The following is a 20305-nucleotide window of genomic DNA, read 5'->3' as shown; positions in this document are numbered from 1 at the left end:
GCATTCTATTTCATTCCTTTTCGGCCGTACTTACTGCAAATAGGACATTTTTCCCGGTTATGCCCCCTTGCCGGACAATACTCCCTTCCAAAAAAGATGATCTGAAGATGTAATTTATTCCAGGTCTCCCTAGGGAATAATTTTTTTAAATCTGCTTCTGTTTTTACCACATTTTTCCCGGTACTAAGCCCCCAACGGTAGGCCAGCCTATGGATGTGTGTGTCCACGGGGAAGGCGGGCACGCCAAAAGCCTGAGACATCACCACCGAGGCCGTTTTGTGTCCTACCCCGGGCAAGGCTTCCAGATCTTCAAAAGAAACAGGAACTTGACTATTATGCTTTTGGATAAGAATATTGGAAAGATCCCAAATAGCCTGAGATTTTCGGGGAGCGAGACCGCAAGGCCGGATGATGTCTTCGATTTCCTTCACTGAAAGTTGGATCATCTCCTCTGGCGTGTCTGCTTTATTAAAGAGGATCGGTGTTATGGTATTGACCCGTTTATCCGTACTTTGAGCCGAAAGCAATACGGCAATAAGTAAGGTGTAAGGGTCTTCATGAGTTAACGGAATGGGGGTTTCGGGATATAAATCCTCCAGTATTTGGGCTATGGCAGCGGCTTTTTCTTTTTTAGTCATTTTAGTCAATTGCGCATGATGGATGAGCCGGCAAACAAGGCTGTTTAGTATTCAAAAACGCCGTAAGGACTTTCTATGCGGACATGCTCCCCCACCGCGTCTTCAACATAACCGCATATCTGGGCATCAATTCCAAAATTGTTGGCAATATTGATTACCTCCTCAGCATATTTTTTATCGAGATATACTTCCAATCGCTGCCCCATGTTAAAAACCTGGTACATTTCTTTCCATTCTGTGCCGGATTCCTTTTGAATGAGTTGAAACAGAGGAGGAACAGGAAGAAGATTATTTTTTATAATCCTTTTGTTCTGGACAAATTTGCTCACTTTGGTCTGTCCGCCCCCGGTACAGTGAATGAGCCCGTGGATATTGCCTTTTAATTCCGAGAGCAATTTTTTTAATACGGGCAGATAAGTTCTTGTAGGGGAAAGCACTAATTTTCCAACTGAAATGGAGGTGCCGTTTATGTCAACAGTATCGGTAAGGCTTTTGCTGCCGGTGTAAACGACCTCCATGGAGGTATTCGGGTCAAAACTTTCAGGATAATTATCAGCATACTTTTTGGAAAAAACGTCATGCCTGGCAGAAGTGAGGCCGTTACTTCCCATGCCTCCATTGTATTGTTCCTCGTAAGTCGCTTTTCCGAAAGAAGCCAGTCCCACAATCACATCTCCTGCTTTAATATCGTTTGTAATGACCTCCTCACGTTTCATCCTTCCAAAAGCAGTATAACCAACGTCCAGGGTGCGAACAATGTCCCCCACATCCGCGGTTTCTCCTCCTGTCATGTGAATATTAATGCCGAAGGATTTCATTTTTTCAATAAACTCATTGGCAGCATTGATAATGGTGGCAATAACTTCTCCGGATACGAGATGTTTGTTGCGGCCAATGGTGGAAGAGATCAGGATATCATCGATACAACCCACGCAAGCCATATCGTCGAGATTCATGACCAGGGCATCCTGTGCGATGCCTTTCCAGACGGACAAATCGCCCGTTTCTTTCCAATACAAATAAGCCAGACTGGTTTTTGTTCCGGCGGTATCTGCGTGCATAAGGTTGCAGTAGAGCGGATCACCGGCTACAACATCCGGTAGGATTTTGCAAAAAGCATTCGGATAAATTCCCTTGTCGAGATCTTTGATGGCAGCGTGAACTTCGTCCTTGGTGGCTGAAACGCCCCGAAGATCATATTTATATTTATCTGACATAATTTCGTATTTAAAGAGATGTGCAAAAATACACTCTTTTTATTCTTTCCTCGACTATTTTCCTTCTTTCATCGTAAAAAATTCACTACATTAGCAAGTGTTAGCAAATTGTTAACCATCAATTAATAAATTCTATAGCTAAAAAAATTAATAAGTATGAATCCTGTACCATTTGTATTCGGAGTGATGATTTTACTCATTCTCCTTTCTGGTGTTTTTACGGTAAAACAGCAAACGGCTGTCATGGTGGAACGTTTTGGAAAGTTCCATAGCATCAAAATCGCCGGCCTCCAGTTCAAAATACCTTTTTTTGACAAAATTGCCGGAAAGCTTAGTTTGAAAATCCAGCAGCTGGATGTTATTATTGAAACCAAAACCAAAGATGATGTATTTGTAAAACTCAAAGTTTCTGTTCAATTCAAAATTCTCTCAGAATCGATCTACGACGCTTTTTACAAGCTTGAAAATCCTTACGAGCAGATTACCTCCTATGTTTTTGACACAGTACGTGCAGAAGTACCTAAGATGAAGCTGGATGATGTATTCGTTAGGAAAGATGATATTGCAGATGCTATTCGCCGGGACATTTCCGAGGCGATGAATGAGTACGGATATGTTATCGTAAAAGCCCTTGTAACGGATATCGACCCAGATCATGATGTGAAAAATGCGATGAACCGTATCAATGCTGCGGAAAGGGAAAAAGTGGCCGCTGAATACGAAGGAGAAGCAGAAAGAATACGGATCGTGGCCAAAGCGAGAGCAGAAGCCGAAAGTAAGCGCCTTCATGGACAAGGTATCGCCGACCAGCGTCGTGAAATTGCGAGGGGACTTGAAGAGTCTGTCGATGTATTGAGCAAAGTGGGGATTAATTCTCAGGAAGCCTCAGCGCTTATTGTGGTGACTCAACACTACGATACTTTGCAGTCGATTGGAGAACATACCAATTCCAATTTGATCCTGTTACCTAATACGCCTTCTGCCGGTAGCGAAATGTTGTCGGATACCATCACCAGTTTTGTGGCTTCGCACCACATTGGCGAAGAGATGAAAAAGCAAAATTTACTTCAGTTGAAAAATCCTGAAAAGGTAAAATCGACAAAATAATTTTTTGAGTATTCAATAATTTGAAACCAGGTAGTATCTTAGAATGATTACTACCTGGTTTTTTTTATGCCTGATAAATTGTAAATTGAGCAGGATTTTGTCCCCCCTTGGCAGGAAATTGAATAACCCGGACCTAATCATTCCAAAAAACGCAAGAAAAATGTTTTTGAAAATACCGGTTTTTATAGCAATAATCACCCTGTGTGCCCCATCCCTTGAAGGCCAACAAACCAGGGAGAACAAAAACCAGGATACCATTTTTGTCAGGAAGGAACTTTTTGGAAGTTTTTTTTATATAAACGGAAGGAAATTAAACACTTCGGTTTTGGAGTGGCTTATGCATGAAGTGCCTCAGGCAGAAATCAAAATCCAAAATGCTATCATGCTGGACCATCTCACCGCAGCTTCTTATGGATTTGGTGGACTACTGATGATTAGCGGGCTCTCCACAATCAATGAGAATAACAACCTGAGCCCTAAATTAATAAAGTCTGGCGGAGTATTTTTGGGTGCCGGAATGCTCTTCCAGATTTTTCATGCCAGGCTCAAAAGAGAGGCGGTGTTTATCTACAACACAGAAATATTGAAAAAAAACGGAGCTTCCCACACAGGACTGCAACTCAGGTTGTCGGAAAACTCCTTTGGTATTGCGGTGGTATTTTGATCGGTTATTTCGGGTTAATCCACTAAATTTACGTCTTGGAATGATATTTTTTGACAGAAATGAAGGATACATTAATCAAGAGTTAATTCAATATTAAATTTTTAGCAGGCGTTCCTGTTTTACCGATCTATTCCCGTTAATTTGCAGTTTATAATTATTTCCAAAAGTTTGTCTTCAAAAAAAAGTCGTAATGCGAGAAACCAAGATACTCATTGTTGATGATGAACCGGATATTTTAGAATTTTTGACCTACAATCTGGAAAAAGAGGGTTATGAGGTTGTTTCGGCCTCTGACGGAAAGGAAGGGCTTGAAAAGGCCATAAAAACCAAACCTGATCTGATCATCCTGGATATTATGATGCCCGGGATGGATGGGGTTGAATTATGCCGACAGTTAAGGGAGAATCGCGAATTTGATGAAACGCTGATCGCTTTTTTAACGGCAAGAGAAGAAGACTACAGCCAGATTGCGGCGCTTGAGGTTGGCGGGGATGATTACATCACCAAACCCCTGAAGCCAAGAGTTTTCATTAGCAGGATCAAGGCTTTATTGAGACGATCCGGCAAGAATGAATCGGAGGAACAGGAAAGAAATATTATCGAGGTGGGGAACCTTATTGTGGATAAAGATAAAATTTGCGTTTACAAAGGAGATAAAATCATTGAACTCGCAAAAAAAGAATTTGATCTGTTGTCCCTTTTAATGTCAAAACCGGGAAAGGTTTTTACCAGGGATGAAATATTCAACAAAGTTTGGGGATCAGATGTTATTGTAGGCAACAGGACTATTGATGTACATATCCGAAAGCTAAGGGAAAAGATTGGTTCCAAATACATCAAAACATTAAAGGGTATCGGATATAAATTTGATTTTTAATATGCTGAAAAATCCGACCCCCCAACAAATTGCGTTTTTTGCTTCTTTCCCGATTGCTATCATAGCAGCCATTTCCTATTTTATTGCGGTCTATGTCGAACCTAAGGCACATATTTTGTTTATCTTTATAGGTTTGCCACTACTCGTTTATGTCACCTCCTATTTTGCAATCATCTATTTCCTGAAAAAATATATTTACAGGAAAATCAAACTTATTTATAAAAATATTCACCGTCAGAAAGTTGCCGATCAGCAACCCAAACTGAGGATAAACGTCCAGGAAAATATTCTCGAACAAGTCGAAAAGGAGGTTGAAGTATGGGCGCAGAATCAGCACAGAGAGATGGAGAAATACAGATCCTGGGCAGATTACCGAAGAAAATATATCGGGGATATTTCTCATGAACTCAAAACGCCGGTTTTTAATATACAAGGATATCTCCATACCCTGCTCGAGGGCGGTCTTTATGATCAAAAAATCAATAAGGCTTATTTAAGGAAAGCCATTAAAAATGTGGAACGTCTTCAAACGATTATCGAGGATCTGAGTGCCATCTCACGTTTTGAATCAGAGGCCATGAACCTGGATGTTGAAGTATTTGATATCAAAGCCCTAACCGAAGAGGTGTTTGAAGATCTCGAATTTAAGGCGGCTCAGAAAAACATCAGATTGGGATTTAAAGAAGGAAATATTCAGCATGCAAAAGTGAAAGCCGATAAGGAAAATATCCGTCAGGTCTTGATGAACCTGATTGGAAATTCCATCAAATACAGCGACGAGAACGGCCAGACACTGGTAAGTTTTTATGATATGGACAAACGGTTGCTGATTGAGGTTTCCGATAAAGGAATCGGTATTCCTGCCAGCCATATTCCTTTTCTTTTTGACCGTTTTTACCGGGTGGATAAAAGCCGGTCTCGCAAACAGGGAGGCTCCGGCCTGGGCCTGGCTATTGTAAAACACATCATTGAGGCTCACAAACAAAGCATTAATGTCAGAAGTACGCCTGGGGTAGGATCTACTTTTGGATTTACCCTGGATAAAATATAGATACTCTTTTTATGCAGTAGTTTTATTATTGCTTTCTGAAATGTCCTTTGCAGGAATTTAAATTTAAAATTTATCATTTAAAATTTATCATTTTCCCAAGTTCCTTATCTTCGCAGAAATTTGACAGCTGCGCAAGGATTTAACATATGATTTCACTTACAGATATTTTCGTTAAATACGGGGACCGGATTTTGCTGGATTACATCAATTTAAGCATAATGCCCGGGGATAAATTAGGATTGACCGGAAGAAATGGTGCCGGGAAATCTACTTTGTTGAAAATAATCGCAGGGGAACGAACCCCCGACGATGGCAAGGTGACTATTGGTGGACAAGGGACTCTAGGGTTTCTTCACCAGGAAATGTATTTACCAAAGGGCAAAACCGTGATCGAAGAGACGATGACGGCCTTTGATCAAGTTAAAAAGCTGCAAAAGGAAATTACAGTTTTACATGATGAAATTGCCGAGCGTGAAGATTATGAAAGTAAATCCTACCACGACCTGCTCGATAAATTTGCAGATATCAACGAACGTTTTCACGTCATGGGCGGCGATTCCATGCAGGCCGACACAGAAAAAGTGTTGTATGGTTTAGGGTTTGGTCAAAAAGATTTCGGTCGCCTTACTGATGAATTCAGTGGGGGGTGGCAAATGAGGATCGAGCTGGCAAAAATGCTGCTCAAAAGGCCGGACTTTCTGTTGCTGGATGAGCCGACCAATCACCTGGATATCGAATCCATTATTTGGCTGGAACAGTTTTTGGCCAATTACCCCGGTGCTGTAGTCATCATTTCGCACGATAAACAATTCCTCGACAATATTACCAAACGCACCGTAGAGATAGAACTGGGCAAAGCATTTGACTACAAAGCGTCTTATTCCCAGTTTATCAAACTTCGGGAAGAAAGGCAGGAAAAACAACAGGCGGCCTTCGTTAACCAGCAACGTGTTATTGCCCAAAAAGAAAAAACCATTAACCGGTTCATGGCCAAAGCCAATAAGACAAAGATGGCTCAATCCATGAAAAAGCAACTGGACAAAATTGATCGTATCGAAGTAGATTCCTTTGATACAGCCGGAATGAGCCTACGATTTCCTCCCGCTCCCAGATCCGGGGAAGTCGTTATTGACGGAAAACGGATCTCTAAAACTTATGGCAGCCTTGAAGTACTTAGAGAAGTGGACCTGCAGGTTCTCAGAGGGGAAAGGGTGGCCTTTGTCGGCCAAAACGGACAGGGAAAAACCACCCTGGCTAAAATCCTGATCAATAATATTTCAGCCACCTCGGGAGATATAAAACTCGGGCACAATGTTCAGATAGGATATTATGCTCAGGATCAATCAGATACCCTCCATCAGACTTCGACAGTACTCGATACCATGGAGCAACATTCTCCTGCTGAGTTGCGCACCAAACTGAGGAGTATTTTAGGGGCTTTTATGTTTAGTGGGGAAGATGTGGATAAAAAGATAAGCGTACTTTCCGGCGGGGAGCGTGCCCGGTTGGCCATGGCCTGCCTGCTGCTCAAACCTTTTAACCTACTGGTGCTGGATGAGCCGACCAATCACCTGGACATCATTTCAAAAGATATATTGAAAAAAGCCCTGATGGATTATGACGGAACGCTGATCGTCGTTTCGCACGACAGGGAATTTCTTGGAGGCCTGACGGATAAAACCGTAGAATTCAGGGATCATAAACTATTTACCCATCTTGGGGATGTCAATTATTTCCTGGAAAAACGTTCCATGGACAGTATGCGTGAAGTTGAATTGTCCGGCAAGGTAATTAAGCCTGAAATCATCCGGGAGGAATTTCCTGCTCCATCCAGGCAAATTTCTTATGAAGATCGAAAAAAGCTGATGCGTGCGGTTTCCAATGCAGAGAAAAAAATAGAAAAACTGGAGGAGGAAATTGCTGAGGTAGAACAATTGATGGAAACGCCTGAATTTTACACCACTCCCGATGCCTCCAAAAAAATGGAAGCTTACCAGCAAAAGAAAAAGGATCTGGAGCAGGTTATGCACGAATGGGAACAGGCTTCTTCAGCATTAGAAGAAGCGGGAGAATAACCCGCTTCTTCTAATATTGCCAATCAATTTTAAGGTCGCCCTCATTCCATAGCACTACCTGTTTGATCCGACTGATCTTCCATTTTTCCCCATCGTCTAGTATCAATCCGAATTCATACAGGGCATGGGTATTGAAAGACTGGAGGCCCGAATTCCTGTAAATAACACAACTTGCCAAAACGGAAGCGGATCGGCCGCCCACCACTACCTCAAAATTGGTGATGAGATGATGGAGTCGTAATTTGTCATGAAGAGCAATCCGCTTCCCGATATAATCATCCGCACTGATCTCTCCGGCTTCTTCTTCCCGAAGATCACTGTAATCGACGAACAAACTGTCTGCTAAAACTTCCTTCATCCGCCCCCAGTCTTTCAAATCGAAGCTATTCATAAAACCAGAGATCGTCTCCTGAATTTCAACTTTTTTGGACATTCTGAACAGATTTCCGGGTTAAAAAATGTCATATTATCTGATAATGGTCACATCGCCTTTTAAAATAATGGGCTGACCATTGATCAATTCAACCTCAGTCCAATATACGAAAACTCCTGAATTCATAGGAACTCCCCGGAAAAAACCATCCCATCCATATTGCGGATCATTGGGTGGGAAATCGTACACTTCAAACACCAATTCTCCCCATCTCGTATAAATCTGGAGTGAATTAATAATTTTAATGGTGTTTTCCTTGGCGTAAATGTAAAAAATCTCGTTGGTGCCATCTTCATTGGGCGAGAAAACATTCGGGATATAGATGTTCGGACGTTCATCCACGATTAAACGAAGCCAGGCATCATCCCTGCATCCGTTTTCATTGACGACTTCAAGATGGTAATCAGTGGTTCTGAAGGGAGCAGCCAGCGGATTTAGACAATCATCGCAACTAAGGCTCTCTGCTGGGGCCCAGCTTATGGAAGAAAGCTGATTCACCGGAAAATTGACGCTGGCATTGATCTGGTAACTCTCTCCCAGTTTTATGGTTGCCAGCGGATCTAGTTCAATTTCCAGAACAGGAACATCCTCAACCTGTACGCCCTGTGCAAATTCACATCCGTTGGCATCCTGCACCACGACCAGGTGCCATCCTGGCGAAAGCAGCGTGAAATTACTGTTTTGCACAAAAGAAGCCCCCCCGTTTATCGAGTAAATATAAGGCTCTGCCCCACCCTCAATGGTTTCTATTTCCAAAAATGCAGGATCCCCATGGCAAAGCGGTTGCTCTAAAGTCACTTCAATCCCTGTTGGAGCAATAAGGTCCACTTCGACCACATCCGTATCGGTGCAACCGTTCTGTACATTGGTCACCAAAAGAGTATAAATCCCCGGCATCTGGACAATTGGATTAGGAGTATTCATATTGGCAATAATACCACCGGTAGGGCCCGACCAATCATAACTGTAATTTCCACCCCCTGAAAGCACGCTTCCATCTAACGCGAGGCTGGTTACCAAACAAGTGAGATCGTCGGCCACTCCGGCCTCGGCAACCGGTATGGTAATATCCTGTTGAACGGCAACGGTGGCACTGTTCTCACATCCATTTTCAGGATTGTAAACGAAAAACTGGTAGGTTCCCGGACTGGTTACAGTAGTATTCGGGCTGCCCGTAACGAATGTTTGTCCGTTGGCATATTGCCATTCATATTCAAGTGGAATTCCAGGATTACTGGTTCCGAAAAGGGTAACAGTAGTATTGGTACAAGTCAGCAAGCCATTGTTGGCCGCCGCTGCTATGGGGATTTCAATATCCTGACTGATGGTAACCTCATCCCAGGCTTCACAGCCGTTGAAGTTATCGGTAACATGGATGATATAGGTCCCCGGCAAGGTGACCACAGGCGTCAGGCCGGTTGCTCCCGATTGAATAAATCCTCCATTAGTCATCCACTGATAGGAGCTATTAGCACTGCTGAGTGAACCATTGAGTGCTAAACTGGTAGTTGCACAAGTCAGGGTTCCTCCTCCGCCCGCCTCCGCAACAGGGGGCGTTATATTTTGATCTACTTCCACAGAGGTGGCGCTCTGACATCCGTTATTCGTGTCCGTCGCCACAAATTGGTAACTGCCCGGCGCCTGAACAGCAATTGCATTTCCGGTGCCTAATGGCTGGTTATTCTCATTCAGCCATTGATAAATGTAACTCCCGTCGCTGGTGCCCTGGAGGGTTACGCTTGTGACGGCGCAGGTCAATAAGCTTGCCGGAAGAATGCCTATTTCTGGATGGATCGTATCAATATTTACGGTCACCTGGTCAGAAGCCTGACAGCCATTGGTAAGATTCGTTACAGAGAGGTTATAAATCCCAGGGGCAGCAATCAGGGGCGCAGGAAGATTCTGCCCCGAGACAATGACGCCGTTAGTTGTACTCCACTGGTAAGACATATTTCCTGTACTGCTTTGACTCCCGTCCAAATTTAGGCTGGTTTCCTCGCAGGTTAAGGTCATTTCCGGACCGGCATTGGCGGCAGGAGGCGTAACATTGATATTGACCACTACAGCATCCGCTGAAGCACACCCGGTACTTGTATCTGTGACCACAAACTCGTAAATGCCCGGAGCATCAACCGAAATGGATTGAAGAGCGGTTGACTGGCTGATTTGTCCCCCACCCTGCTGTTGCCATTGATAACTGTAGTTGCCACCTGTAGAAGAACCAGAAGGATTCAGGGTAACCTCTGAGGTGTAACAGTTTAATAGTTGAGTCGGGCCAGCTTCTGCAGTGGGTAACTCGTCCTGACTGATGACTTCCACACTAGACTGTGCTGCACATCCATTGATGGTATTGAGCACTTCAAGGGTGAATATTCCAACATTGGAAGCGGTGAAATTGGGTCCTGTGGCCTGGGTGGAGGTACTTCCATCAGGGAGGGTCCAGTTGTATTGAAATTGGTTCCCGATGCTGGATCCTGTACCATTAAGAGAAACGACGAGTTGTTCACAGGTGATCTCCTCTGGTTGGGCGATGGTAGCAACCGGCATTTCCAAATCCTGGGCAACCTGCACCAAAGCTGTATCTACACAATGATTGTCGGTATCCGTTACAATTAATTGGTAGTTTCCAGGAAGATCCACCGAAGGGGAAGCGGCACTGGAAATATTCATATTCTGATCAAGGCTTGTCCATTGATAGCTAATTTCCGGTCCCTGGGATGAAGCGCTGCTTAGCAGGTTTACACTAGCGTTCATACAATTAAGGACGCCGTTAACTCCGGCAGCAGCCACGGGCGGTATTATGTCAAGCACTACCTCAACCGAATCGGAGGCTGCACAACCATTGTCCGTATTTAAAACAGAAAGAATATAGATTCCCGGATCTTCGATGCTATAATCAAGAGAAGTGTTGGAGAGTACCGTATTGGTTTGATTATCAATCCATTCAAATTCAAATCCATCACCTCCAGCGGTAGCCAAGCCACTGAGTTCGACGCTGGTTACGGCGCAATTGAGTACCATATTTTGCCCAGCTAACGCAGTAGGTTGGGCAAAATCAGGCTGTACGACCACCTCATCCGTGCTCATACAGCCATTCTCCACATTTAAAACTTCGAGGGTAAATATACCTGACAATGCTGTTTCCAGCAAAACGCCATTTGAATTGGCTGATGTACTTCCGTCCGGATTGATCCACTGGATGGAAAATCCCGGCCCTGAATCAGCATTTGAAGCATCCAGAGTAGCCGAAGGATTAAAACAATTGATGATCTGATCTGGTCCCGCATCAGCCAAGGGAGCCGCTATGTCCTGGAAGACTTCAATTCCCGCATTCGAAACACAACCGTTATCGGTGTTTACCACCTGTAAGAGGTACACGCCAGGTGCGCTCGCCTGTATATTCAGGTTTCCCGGATTTACGATAGGATTACCAGCAGGACTGGTCCACAAGGCTGAATAATTGGAATTTACTTCCGTAATAGAGCCACTCACTTGTACTGACGAATGGTAGCAATTCAACACATCATTCACTTCCGCCGAAAGGGTGAGGGCTCCATTGCTGTTAAAAACCTGGTTCTGGTCTGTGGCCGTGCATCCATTTTCCGTATTGGTCACAAGAAGCGTATAAGTTCCTGCGGCGTCGGTTTCAGGCGACAAACTTTGTTGCCCGGAAATCAAGGCTCCGTTTAGAGTGCTCCACTGATAGGCATAATTGGCTCCGACACTGGAACCGTTTCCGTTTAGGAACAATGAGGTGCCCAGGCAATCGAGTTCCATGTCTTCCCCTGCATTCGCCACCGGAGCAATGGTGTCGATGGGAACAAAAACTTCCATGGAATTGATACAGCCATTATTGGCATTGGTCACAACAAGCTGGTAAAATCCAGCCTGGTCAAGGACTACTTCCTCATTGTTATTAGTCCCGATAATATTCCCGCCAGTCGTGACCCATTCATAAGTGATGCCCGGTCCACTCATGGTTCCCGTGGAAGTTAAAGTAATCTCAGGATCATCACAAGTAAGGACCGGAGGATTTTGGATTACCACTTCCGGTAAATCAAGATCTTGCTGTACCAATACATCATCCTCACCAATACAGCCATTTTGAGGATTAAAAACGCTGAAATTATAGATGCCCGGTGCATTCACTTGAGTCATGGGGGTATCATCCCCTTGTAGAATGTTTCCGTCCGGCGTACTCCACTGGTATAAAAACTCTGGAGTTGCATTGTCTACTGATCCTTCCAGCCAAATACTTGTTGTGGTACAATCCAGAAGATCACTGGTACCAGCATCAACTATCGGAGCCTGGGTATCCGCAATGACCTCAACCTGGATTGGAGTGGCACAATAATTAAGCGTATTGGTTACAACTAGAGTATATGTTCCTGGATCGGTTACATTAATGTTTAATCCTGTCTCCGGCAATGAGGCGCCGCTTGGAGCAAACCATTCATAATAAACGTTTTGGGTGGCGGAGCCTTCAGCGCTGATATTGGAAACATCTGAATAACAATTGATTACACTTGCCTGGGCCTCGGCAACCGGGTAATCAATCAGATCCGCTACGGTGGCATCAACAGTAGTCTGGCAACCTTCAGCATCTGAAACGGTAATGGTATAATTCCCGGGATCAAGGTTGCTTTGGTTTTGGCCGTTTTGTCCTCCCGCCCAATAATAGCTATAAGAACCACTTCCTCCTGAAGCGGTCAGGGAGATGCTGCCTCCCATATTCAGACAATCTACATCTATGACATTGGTAACCTGAGCTAGCAGTTCGGCGGGTTCTGAAATCTGAACGGATATTTCTCCGGCACAGCCAAAGGAATCATAAACAGTAATAAAATAGGCACCCGCAGGAAGGTTGTTTATCGTGGATTGATTAAATGCCCCCAAGCCCCAATCGTACAAATAAGGTGCAGTCCCTCCTTGTGCACTCAATTGAATGCTTCCGGTGCTTTCTCCAAAACAATTCACCTGTTCTACCGTAGGCGAAACATTTATCTGGAATGCTGTAATTTCACTTTGGCCGGTTACCTGGATTGGGCATCCATCAGCGCTCTCGACTGAAACAAGGCTGTATGTTCCGGCTTGAGTGCCCTGGAAAATAAAAGGATTGGAGGTGACATCAAAAACAGTAGTTTCATCACCATTTACGGCATAGGTTACATGCCATGGCCCGGAACCCGGCAGGGCTACGCTCAGATCAACGGAACTGCTTCCTCCGCAAACCTGTCCCTGGCCACTCAAGGTAGCCGTATTTACCACCTCTGTAATAGTGGCCTGGCCCGACACATCAACGGGGCATCCATCAGCGCTTTCTACTGAGATCAATGAATAAGTGCCTGATTCGGTACCATTGAAAATATAAGGACTACTTGTCACATTGGTCACCGTAGTCGGTGCTCCATTGACAGCATAAGTAATATTCCAGGGACCACTGCCCGAAAGGTTGATACTTAGGTCGACGGAATTGGATCCTCCGCAAATCTCCCCTCCTCCACTCAGGTTGGCTGTATATGAATTCTCGGAAATGCTGGCTTGTCCTGAAATTTGTACTGGGCAACCGCCTGCACTGACTACCGAAATAAGCTCATAGTTTCCTGCGACAGTCCCTTCAAATGTATAGGGAGAACTATTTATGTTATTGACTGTGGTGGGCACTCCATCGACGGCATAGGTAATATCCCATGGGCCAATTCCTGTAAGATCCACACTCAAGGTAACAGAAGAATTGCCTCCGCAAATTTGGCCGTTTCCACTAAGTGTTGCCGATGCGGTGGTGGGAGTAACATTAAAAAAGGTCGCTTCAGCCGTATGGCAATCATCAGAGACAGAAACCGAAAAAGAAGTAGGATCATCCACCTGGACTTCAATAGATTCCGAAGTGCTTCCATCGCTCCATAAATAAGTGTAGGGAGGGATTCCCCCACTGACAACAGGAGTAATGGTAGTGGGCTGTCCTGCGCAAACTTCGATATCGGGCAGCGTTACTTCTAGAGGAGGGGAATCGAATATTTGGATCTCCACCAATGAAGCCTGACAGCTACAAGCCTGCTGTAACTCGATAAAAATGGTTTCCATCCCTTCCGCGATCAGATCCAGGTATATCTCAATGGAAATCGAAACACTGACCTGACCGGCAGGAATGACAATACTTGCCGGCAAGGGCTCATAATCCACCCCGGGGGTCGCGGTACTTTGGTTGGAAAGCACATAATTGATGACAACAGGATTACTTAAGTCATTCCCAACTCTTGTAAAAGTAATTACGGCATCACTGCATCCTTCATAACCGGCAATATCGCTGGCTGCATTTCCGGAAATTTCAGAGGTGACATTGGCTTCGGGTTCTCCCCCGAAACTGTTGGCCTTAAGAAATACTGCCGAATCGTAAATATCATCTCCCCGATCTCCAATGATCAGCTTAATATGATAAGTTTCACAGGGGATTACATTGGCTATGGCGGTTAGTACGGTCGTAAAACCGTCAAATTCTATATCATTGGGAGCCACCGGGAATCCACTGGCACAGGCTTCTGTGATGGAATTATCGCGATAATATGGAATATTGGTATAGTGATTTACCGAGTTGATGGCCACGTTGTCTCCAGTACCGGGTACGATAGCAATATTGTCGGAATTATTAGAGTATGGGCCGTTAATTCCCGGGCCACTGATAAAAAAACCAAATACATCGTTGTATTGAGTACCCGCAAATTCACAATATTCATCAGAAGCAAAAGCATATTCAAAAGAAATCTGATCTTCCGTTGGAGTAAAGTCGAATTCTATTTTTGCAATATCGTATAAAGCGCCACCGCCGCTAATGGCATCCAGGTCACTGTCCGTTCCAGAAACAAAATAGCCGGTTGTCGCATTGGGGAAATTATTCGGACCCGAAGCATTGCCTATTGCCCCGGTAGAAATGATAACCCCCTGGTCAATATTGATGGAAGACAGGCCATTTGAAAATGAGCCCAATTGCCCCGAAGAACCACTGTAGGTAACTCCGGTCACTTCAAAACAATCTCCTCCGATAAATACATTTTGGACAAGACTGGTAGCATCACTGTTTTGGGAAGTTAAAATTGTGGAGAGTATTTCTTTTTCAACAGGCTTATTCCTGTCTTTCTTTTCCATTTTTGAAACACTTAACTGGAAAGTTTTAGTTTTCACAGTGAGACAATCTGCAATGATGGTTAATCCTTCACATACAGAATTAGCCGTAAAAAAAACCATGGCTTCAGGTCTTTGACCGGAGCCCGGTAAACTTATTCTGTAATTACATCCCTCGTCCAATTCGGAGCTGATGATTACCTTATATTGTTCACCCGGGACTAAATTGCACAATGAAACGTAATTATTATTTCCGGAATAACTGGCTGTAACCCTTTGGTTGACATCATTGGTAATAAATACGCTGTTATCCCCTTGTGCTGAAAGCACATTACTTAATAAAATAAAAGAGAGTAGTGTGTAAAGTAATTTTTTCATTGTGTTTTGAAATTTCAGATATCCAAAATAACTGTTACATGGCCAAATTTGATGTTCGTTTTTACCACGGTTCAGAGGGGGTGAAATATGATTAATAAGGGAATTGAATCCGAGGATTCATTGCACCAGGGCAAATCTAAATCATAAAAACACTTTGGAAAATTGTTTAAACGCTGAAAGGAAAAAATTCCCCGAGATTTTAGTTTAAACAATATTAGGTTAGCTTTCCTTTTATACCTTGGTAAATATAGAGGGAAAATTTCTTATATTAGAAAAATAGTAGAATAAATTTAGGATATGGCTCAATATTCAGAATGAATACAAAGTATGCCGGGCATTAGCGGTATTCAATAAGCCTTTGAGTGAGGATAAACCCAGCCTCAGCCTTTTCTTCCCAGGGTATTGATTCACAATAATTTATATCATTATTACAGCAGGCTTCGCATTGAGTGTCCAGTATTTTCATTTCGCGATATACCAGACCGATGCCACGGGCATATTTTTCTACCACGTACCGGTATTCAATGATATTTTCATTGTCGGCATTGACTACGGTGGTTACTTCATCAAATTGGAAAGGATCCTGAACAAGAGGTTTAGCCACCTCCGTCATTTCGTAAGCCCAGCTTTTGAAAATCTGAACGGGTTCGCCAGCGACTTCCACGGTAAGGAATTCATCAAAATGAACATTCCCATCCCAATGTTTATATTCTCTCGGAGGAAAGATGAATTTAATAAATCTCAAATTATCACTGATATAAACGGCCTGATCCTCATCCGTTCCTTTGGCAAATACGGATTTTATCTGCCATTCATGGTTTTCATCCGGGCGTTCATACCGCTCTGTTTTGTAGAGGAGTATATTGGTTTCATCCCTGAAGGTATCAACCACTGTTTCCTTGACCTGCAGGCTGATCTCTTTTCGGTTGATTCCTCCTATTTCGGGATCAAAAATGACAGAATCAACCTGGTAAACCATTGACCTTCCAATTTCCAATGGAAAATAATCATAGCCTTTGTCCTGAGGATTCTCAATCTTGTTGCCATCGCAGGCAATAAAGAAAAGTGCAAGAAATACGCCGAAGATTAAGGTTATTGTTTTGAGCATTTCAGGAAATTTTGGATGGAACTAATTACATGATACTCGTTCGTATGATTCCGCCGCCTACCACATCATCCCCTTCATAAAAAACAGCAGACTGTCCGGGAGCCACTCCTCTTACATTCGCATAAAATTCAACTCCCAGTTCATCACCATCCACATTCAGCCGGCTAAGGGTGCCTTCGTTTCCGTGACGAATCCTGGAAACGACTTCTATGCCGTCAGGAATTTGCGGGTATTTCATATGATTGAGTTTGTAAACACGCATGCCATTGCGGATGAGATCATCCATATCTCCCAAAACAACGGTATTGGTTTCAGGCCTTATTTCCGTAACGTACACGGGTTTTCCCATGGCAATGCCAAGCCCTTTTCTCTGACCTACCGTAAAAAACGGATACCCCCTGTGTGTGCCCAATACTTCCCCCTGGGTATTGACAAACACTCCGCCTGCCACTTTTTCTTCAAGGCCATCCACATTCCTGGTTAAAAAGGAGCGGTAATCATTATCAGGAACAAAACAAATTTCGAAACTTTCCGGTTTTTGGGAAAGCTCCTGATACCCAAGATCTGCAGCTAATTGACGTACTTCAGGTTTGGTCATGCCGCCCAGGGGAAATTTACTCCGATGAAGACATCCCTGATCAAGACCCCACAAAACATAAGACTGGTCTTTGTTAAGGTCTTTGGCCTTGGAAATATATTTCCGTCCATTCAACTCATTGATCCTGGCATAATGTCCTGTGGCAATATATTCACAGTCAAGTGCGTCGGCTCTTTTTAGCAAGGCGGTCCACTTGATATGTGTATTGCAGAGAACACAAGGATTCGGGGTGCGGCCCGCCATATATTCCTCGATAAAATTATCAATCACGTAGTTGCCGAATTCGTCTCGTATGTCAATGATAAAATGGTGGAAGCCCATATTTACAGCAACTTCCCTTGCATCATTGATGGAATCAAGACTACAGCAACCCGTTTCTTTTTTCGTCCCCCCTGAATTGGCATAATCCCAGGTTTTCATCGTGATGCCCACCACTTCATAACCTTCTTCATGCAACAACATTGCCGTGACCGTGCTATCAATTCCGCCACTCATGGCCACCAAAACTTTCCCGTGTTTACTCATAAAAATATTTTTCAAGGCAAAATTAAGAAAACTAAAACTTGTTAAGGTTAGTTCCCTGAAAATAAAGCTGCACAAAAGTAAACGCATTTACCTCTAAACAGTTTTTGTAAAATCATTGTGCTAATTAAATATTATGGATATCTTTGACGTTAGGTTATTGTACTTTTTTGAGAATAGATTTTTTTTTCTACTCAAAATGATGCAATTTTCTGTTCATTCGCATACTCTAAAATTAATGCAGTAGAAAAAACAACTGAAGATTCATGCCAAAAAAATTGGTAAATTATCTGATTTATGTTTTCAATTGCTGCAAAAATTTAACCTAACATGAATAAAATATTGAGTTTTTCGTTAGTAGTCCTTTTTTCGATGATCACTTTTAGCAGTTTTGCTCAATCGGAAGAATTGGGACTTGCCTCCTATTACGGTGATAAGTTTCAGGGGAGTAAAACCTCCTACGGAGACACTTATGACCGGAACGAATTTACCTGTGCCCACAAAAGGCATAAATACGGCACCAAGTTGAAGGTCACCAGGATCGATAACAAAAAGTCGGTTGTCGTAAAAGTGATTGACAAAGGACCGTTTGTCAAAGGCAGGGTCGTTGATTTGTCTTATGCAGCAGCTGAAAAAATAGGCCTGATTCAGGATGGAGTTGCTGAGGTTAAAGTTGAAGTAGTCGGTAGTGAAACGACCAATGACGAAAACACCGTCAATACTTCCGATGCCAAGGCGGTTACCACAAAAATAGTGACTGAAACGGTTCGTCCTGATGAATTCGATGCAAAATCTGAGCCGAAGTCAACTCAAGATCCTGTAAAAGAAAAAGCAACTGCAATTGTAGCCAAAACGGAAGCCAAAGCAGAGGTTAAAACGACCAAAGATCCTCAGGCTGCCGAGACTTTTGGGTTTTTGCTGATCACAGAAACAGCTATTGTTCAAAAAGCTGTTGAAAAGGGAGTGTACCAGGTTTCTTTACCCGGATCTGTACAACAATACGGGGTTCAGGTGGCTTCCTTTAGCGAGTATGAAAATGCTATGAGGCAGTTGACTTTGCTCAAGGAAAAGTCTTTTGATAAATTAATTCTCCTGACTGAAGCTAAGGGGGAAGGCATTTCCTATAAAGTAATGTTGGGGCCTTTCGACGGAGAGGATTCCGCTAAAGCCTACCAGGAAAGTCTTGCCAAAAAATATAAGATGAAAGGTTTTGTAGTTGATTTGCCTGTTGAATCAACCACCACCGTAAAAAGCGGTGAACCAACAGTAGCTTCTGCAAAAAGTGTTATCCTGGAATCTCCTACTCCCGGGGATTATGGAGTACAGGTGGCTTCTCTTGAAAGTTTTGACGCCGCATTAAGACAGGTAGATATTTTAAAAGCAAAGTGGTTCAAGGACGTGTTGGTAAAAGTCGAAGCGGATGGATGTAAAGTGATCCTCGGCCCAATGGCGGATGAAGCGTCGGCAAAAGTTTACCAGGCCAGCCTGAAGAAAAAACACAAAATGAATGGGTTCGTAGTGAAATTGACTGAATAATAACTATTGCAGGTTTACCTAAAACATAACTCATCCCGAATTTTATCTGATTAGATGAAATTCGGGATTTTTCTTTTATGTAAAGAGTTAAACTGCAAAACCTGCCTTCCTGCGTCTGCGGGCAAGGTTTTACATTTAAAAAACACTTCAAACAATCATAGAATATCTAGTTTAGGCAGTTTTTGAAATGCCGGGATGTCTCATGTTTTTTGTTTAAACGGATCAATTTTGTATTAGCTCCTTGGCCTTAGGTTCTGAATCCTTCTTTGCCCCGGGTTCAAATAAAATATCTGACCCCACTCCTACCCCTATAATGGTGCGCATGGCATCCTCTGGTTTGATATCCAGGTATTCCAATTGGTCTTTTTTTACATGGAAGATAAAACCATTAGTAGGATTCGGCCCGGTGGGAACAAAGACTGTCACATATCCGCTCGACTCTAGTTCATCTGTAACAAACCCCGTCATGCGGGTCGGATTGCTGAATACATCCACTAAAACTACCTGCCTGAAAGGGGTTTTGTCACGTGTGGTAAAAGTAGAGATAGCATCCCGGAGTGTTCCATAGATAGGTAATTTCCTCAGCCAATTTTCTTCAACAAAATTAAAAAGTCGATGCCCAAAGGTTGTTCTGACAAATAAACCGATGAAAAAAAACAAACCAATCACGAGGCCAAAAGCAACCAGATCCACTACCCAAAGGTGAATGGTTGGAGGAAATTTAAATATTTGAGTTAAAGGAGATATTAAATTGCTTATGGCTTTAAAAAAAATCTTGACGATCCAAACCAATAAGCCAAAAGGAAGCAATACGAAAATGCCCCCGATGACGGTTGTGACAAAAAATTTTTGCAATCTTTTTAGGAAGATTTTTCCTTTTATTATTTTCCTTCTCATATTAACCTTGAAACGAAAAAAAGTGCAATTAGGTTGTCTTAAAGGTAACTTCCTGTCAGATATTTTTTATTTTCATTTGATATCC

The 20305-nt window shown here is 43.2% G+C and carries 13 protein-coding genes; 6 read left to right on the top strand and 7 right to left on the bottom strand.

The features are described from left to right. Nucleotides 1-5 precede the first annotated feature (5 nt). On the bottom strand, nt 6-638 hold the full coding sequence (gene nth / locus H6571_02055) for an endonuclease III (GenBank protein MCB9322500.1): 633 nt from the start codon (nt 636-638) through the stop codon (nt 6-8). 44 nt (nt 639-682) lie between these two features. Then, nucleotides 683-1855 carry a phosphoribosylformylglycinamidine cyclo-ligase gene (locus tag H6571_02050; GenBank protein MCB9322499.1) on the bottom strand — a complete coding sequence of 391 codons (1173 nt, stop codon included), beginning with the start codon at nt 1853-1855 and terminating at the stop codon, nt 683-685. A 156-nt stretch (nt 1856-2011) separates the two neighbouring features. Here H6571_02050 and H6571_02045 point away from each other — a divergent pair, with 156 nt between their 5' ends. The 5 genes from H6571_02045 to H6571_02025 all read left to right on the top strand — a co-directional run bounded on the left by H6571_02045 (nt 2012) and on the right by H6571_02025 (nt 7629). Continuing rightward, on the top strand, nt 2012-2962 hold the full coding sequence (locus tag H6571_02045; GenBank protein MCB9322498.1) for an SPFH domain-containing protein: 951 nt from the start codon (nt 2012-2014) through the stop codon (nt 2960-2962). A 160-nt stretch (nt 2963-3122) separates the two neighbouring features. Beyond that, on the top strand, nt 3123-3626 hold the full coding sequence (locus H6571_02040) for a hypothetical protein (protein MCB9322497.1): 504 nt from the start codon (nt 3123-3125) through the stop codon (nt 3624-3626). A gap of 190 nt (nt 3627-3816) precedes the next feature. Then, the gene (locus H6571_02035; protein ID MCB9322496.1) at nt 3817-4503 is read left to right on the top strand and encodes a response regulator transcription factor; all 687 of its coding nucleotides are present in this window, start codon (nt 3817-3819) and stop codon (nt 4501-4503) included. A gap of 1 nt (nt 4504) precedes the next feature. Then, entirely contained in the window at nt 4505-5554 is a 1050-nt protein-coding gene (locus H6571_02030) for a sensor histidine kinase (GenBank protein MCB9322495.1), read from the top strand. Between the two features lie 146 nt (nt 5555-5700). After that, nucleotides 5701-7629, top strand: coding sequence for an ABC-F family ATP-binding cassette domain-containing protein (locus H6571_02025; GenBank protein MCB9322494.1), 1929 nt, complete (start codon nt 5701-5703; stop codon nt 7627-7629). Between the two features lie 10 nt (nt 7630-7639). On the opposite strand, the gene H6571_02020 is transcribed toward H6571_02025, so the two are convergent. The 4 genes from H6571_02020 to mnmA form a co-directional block, all read right to left on the bottom strand. Then, complete coding sequence (locus H6571_02020) at nt 7640-8062, bottom strand: nuclear transport factor 2 family protein (protein ID MCB9322493.1); 423 nt, start codon at nt 8060-8062, stop codon at nt 7640-7642. Nucleotides 8063-8095: 33 nt separating this feature from the next. Then, nucleotides 8096-15559, bottom strand: a complete 7464-nt coding sequence (locus H6571_02015) for a choice-of-anchor L domain-containing protein (GenBank protein ID MCB9322492.1) — start codon at nt 15557-15559, stop codon at nt 8096-8098. A 337-nt stretch (nt 15560-15896) separates the two neighbouring features. After that, the gene (locus tag H6571_02010) at nt 15897-16667 is read right to left on the bottom strand and encodes a hypothetical protein (protein MCB9322491.1); all 771 of its coding nucleotides are present in this window, start codon (nt 16665-16667) and stop codon (nt 15897-15899) included. A 25-nt stretch (nt 16668-16692) separates the two neighbouring features. After that, nucleotides 16693-17790, bottom strand: coding sequence for a tRNA 2-thiouridine(34) synthase MnmA (mnmA, locus tag H6571_02005; protein MCB9322490.1), 1098 nt, complete (start codon nt 17788-17790; stop codon nt 16693-16695). Nucleotides 17791-18117: 327 nt separating this feature from the next. Between mnmA and H6571_02000 the strand changes: the two genes are divergently transcribed. Continuing rightward, a complete protein-coding gene (locus tag H6571_02000; protein ID MCB9322489.1) occupies nt 18118-19323 on the top strand; it encodes a septal ring lytic transglycosylase RlpA family protein in 1206 nt (401 codons plus the stop codon). A 222-nt stretch (nt 19324-19545) separates the two neighbouring features. On the opposite strand, the gene H6571_01995 is transcribed toward H6571_02000, so the two are convergent. Beyond that, complete coding sequence (locus tag H6571_01995; protein ID MCB9322488.1) at nt 19546-20178, bottom strand: DUF502 domain-containing protein; 633 nt, start codon at nt 20176-20178, stop codon at nt 19546-19548. Nucleotides 20179-20305: the final 127 nt, after the last annotated feature.

Source organism: Lewinellaceae bacterium (assembly GCA_020636105.1).
Taxonomy (GTDB): Bacteria; Bacteroidota; Bacteroidia; order Chitinophagales; family Saprospiraceae; genus BCD1.
Note: the sequence above shows the minus strand (reverse complement) of the source record. Positions and strands in the feature narration are given on the sequence as shown.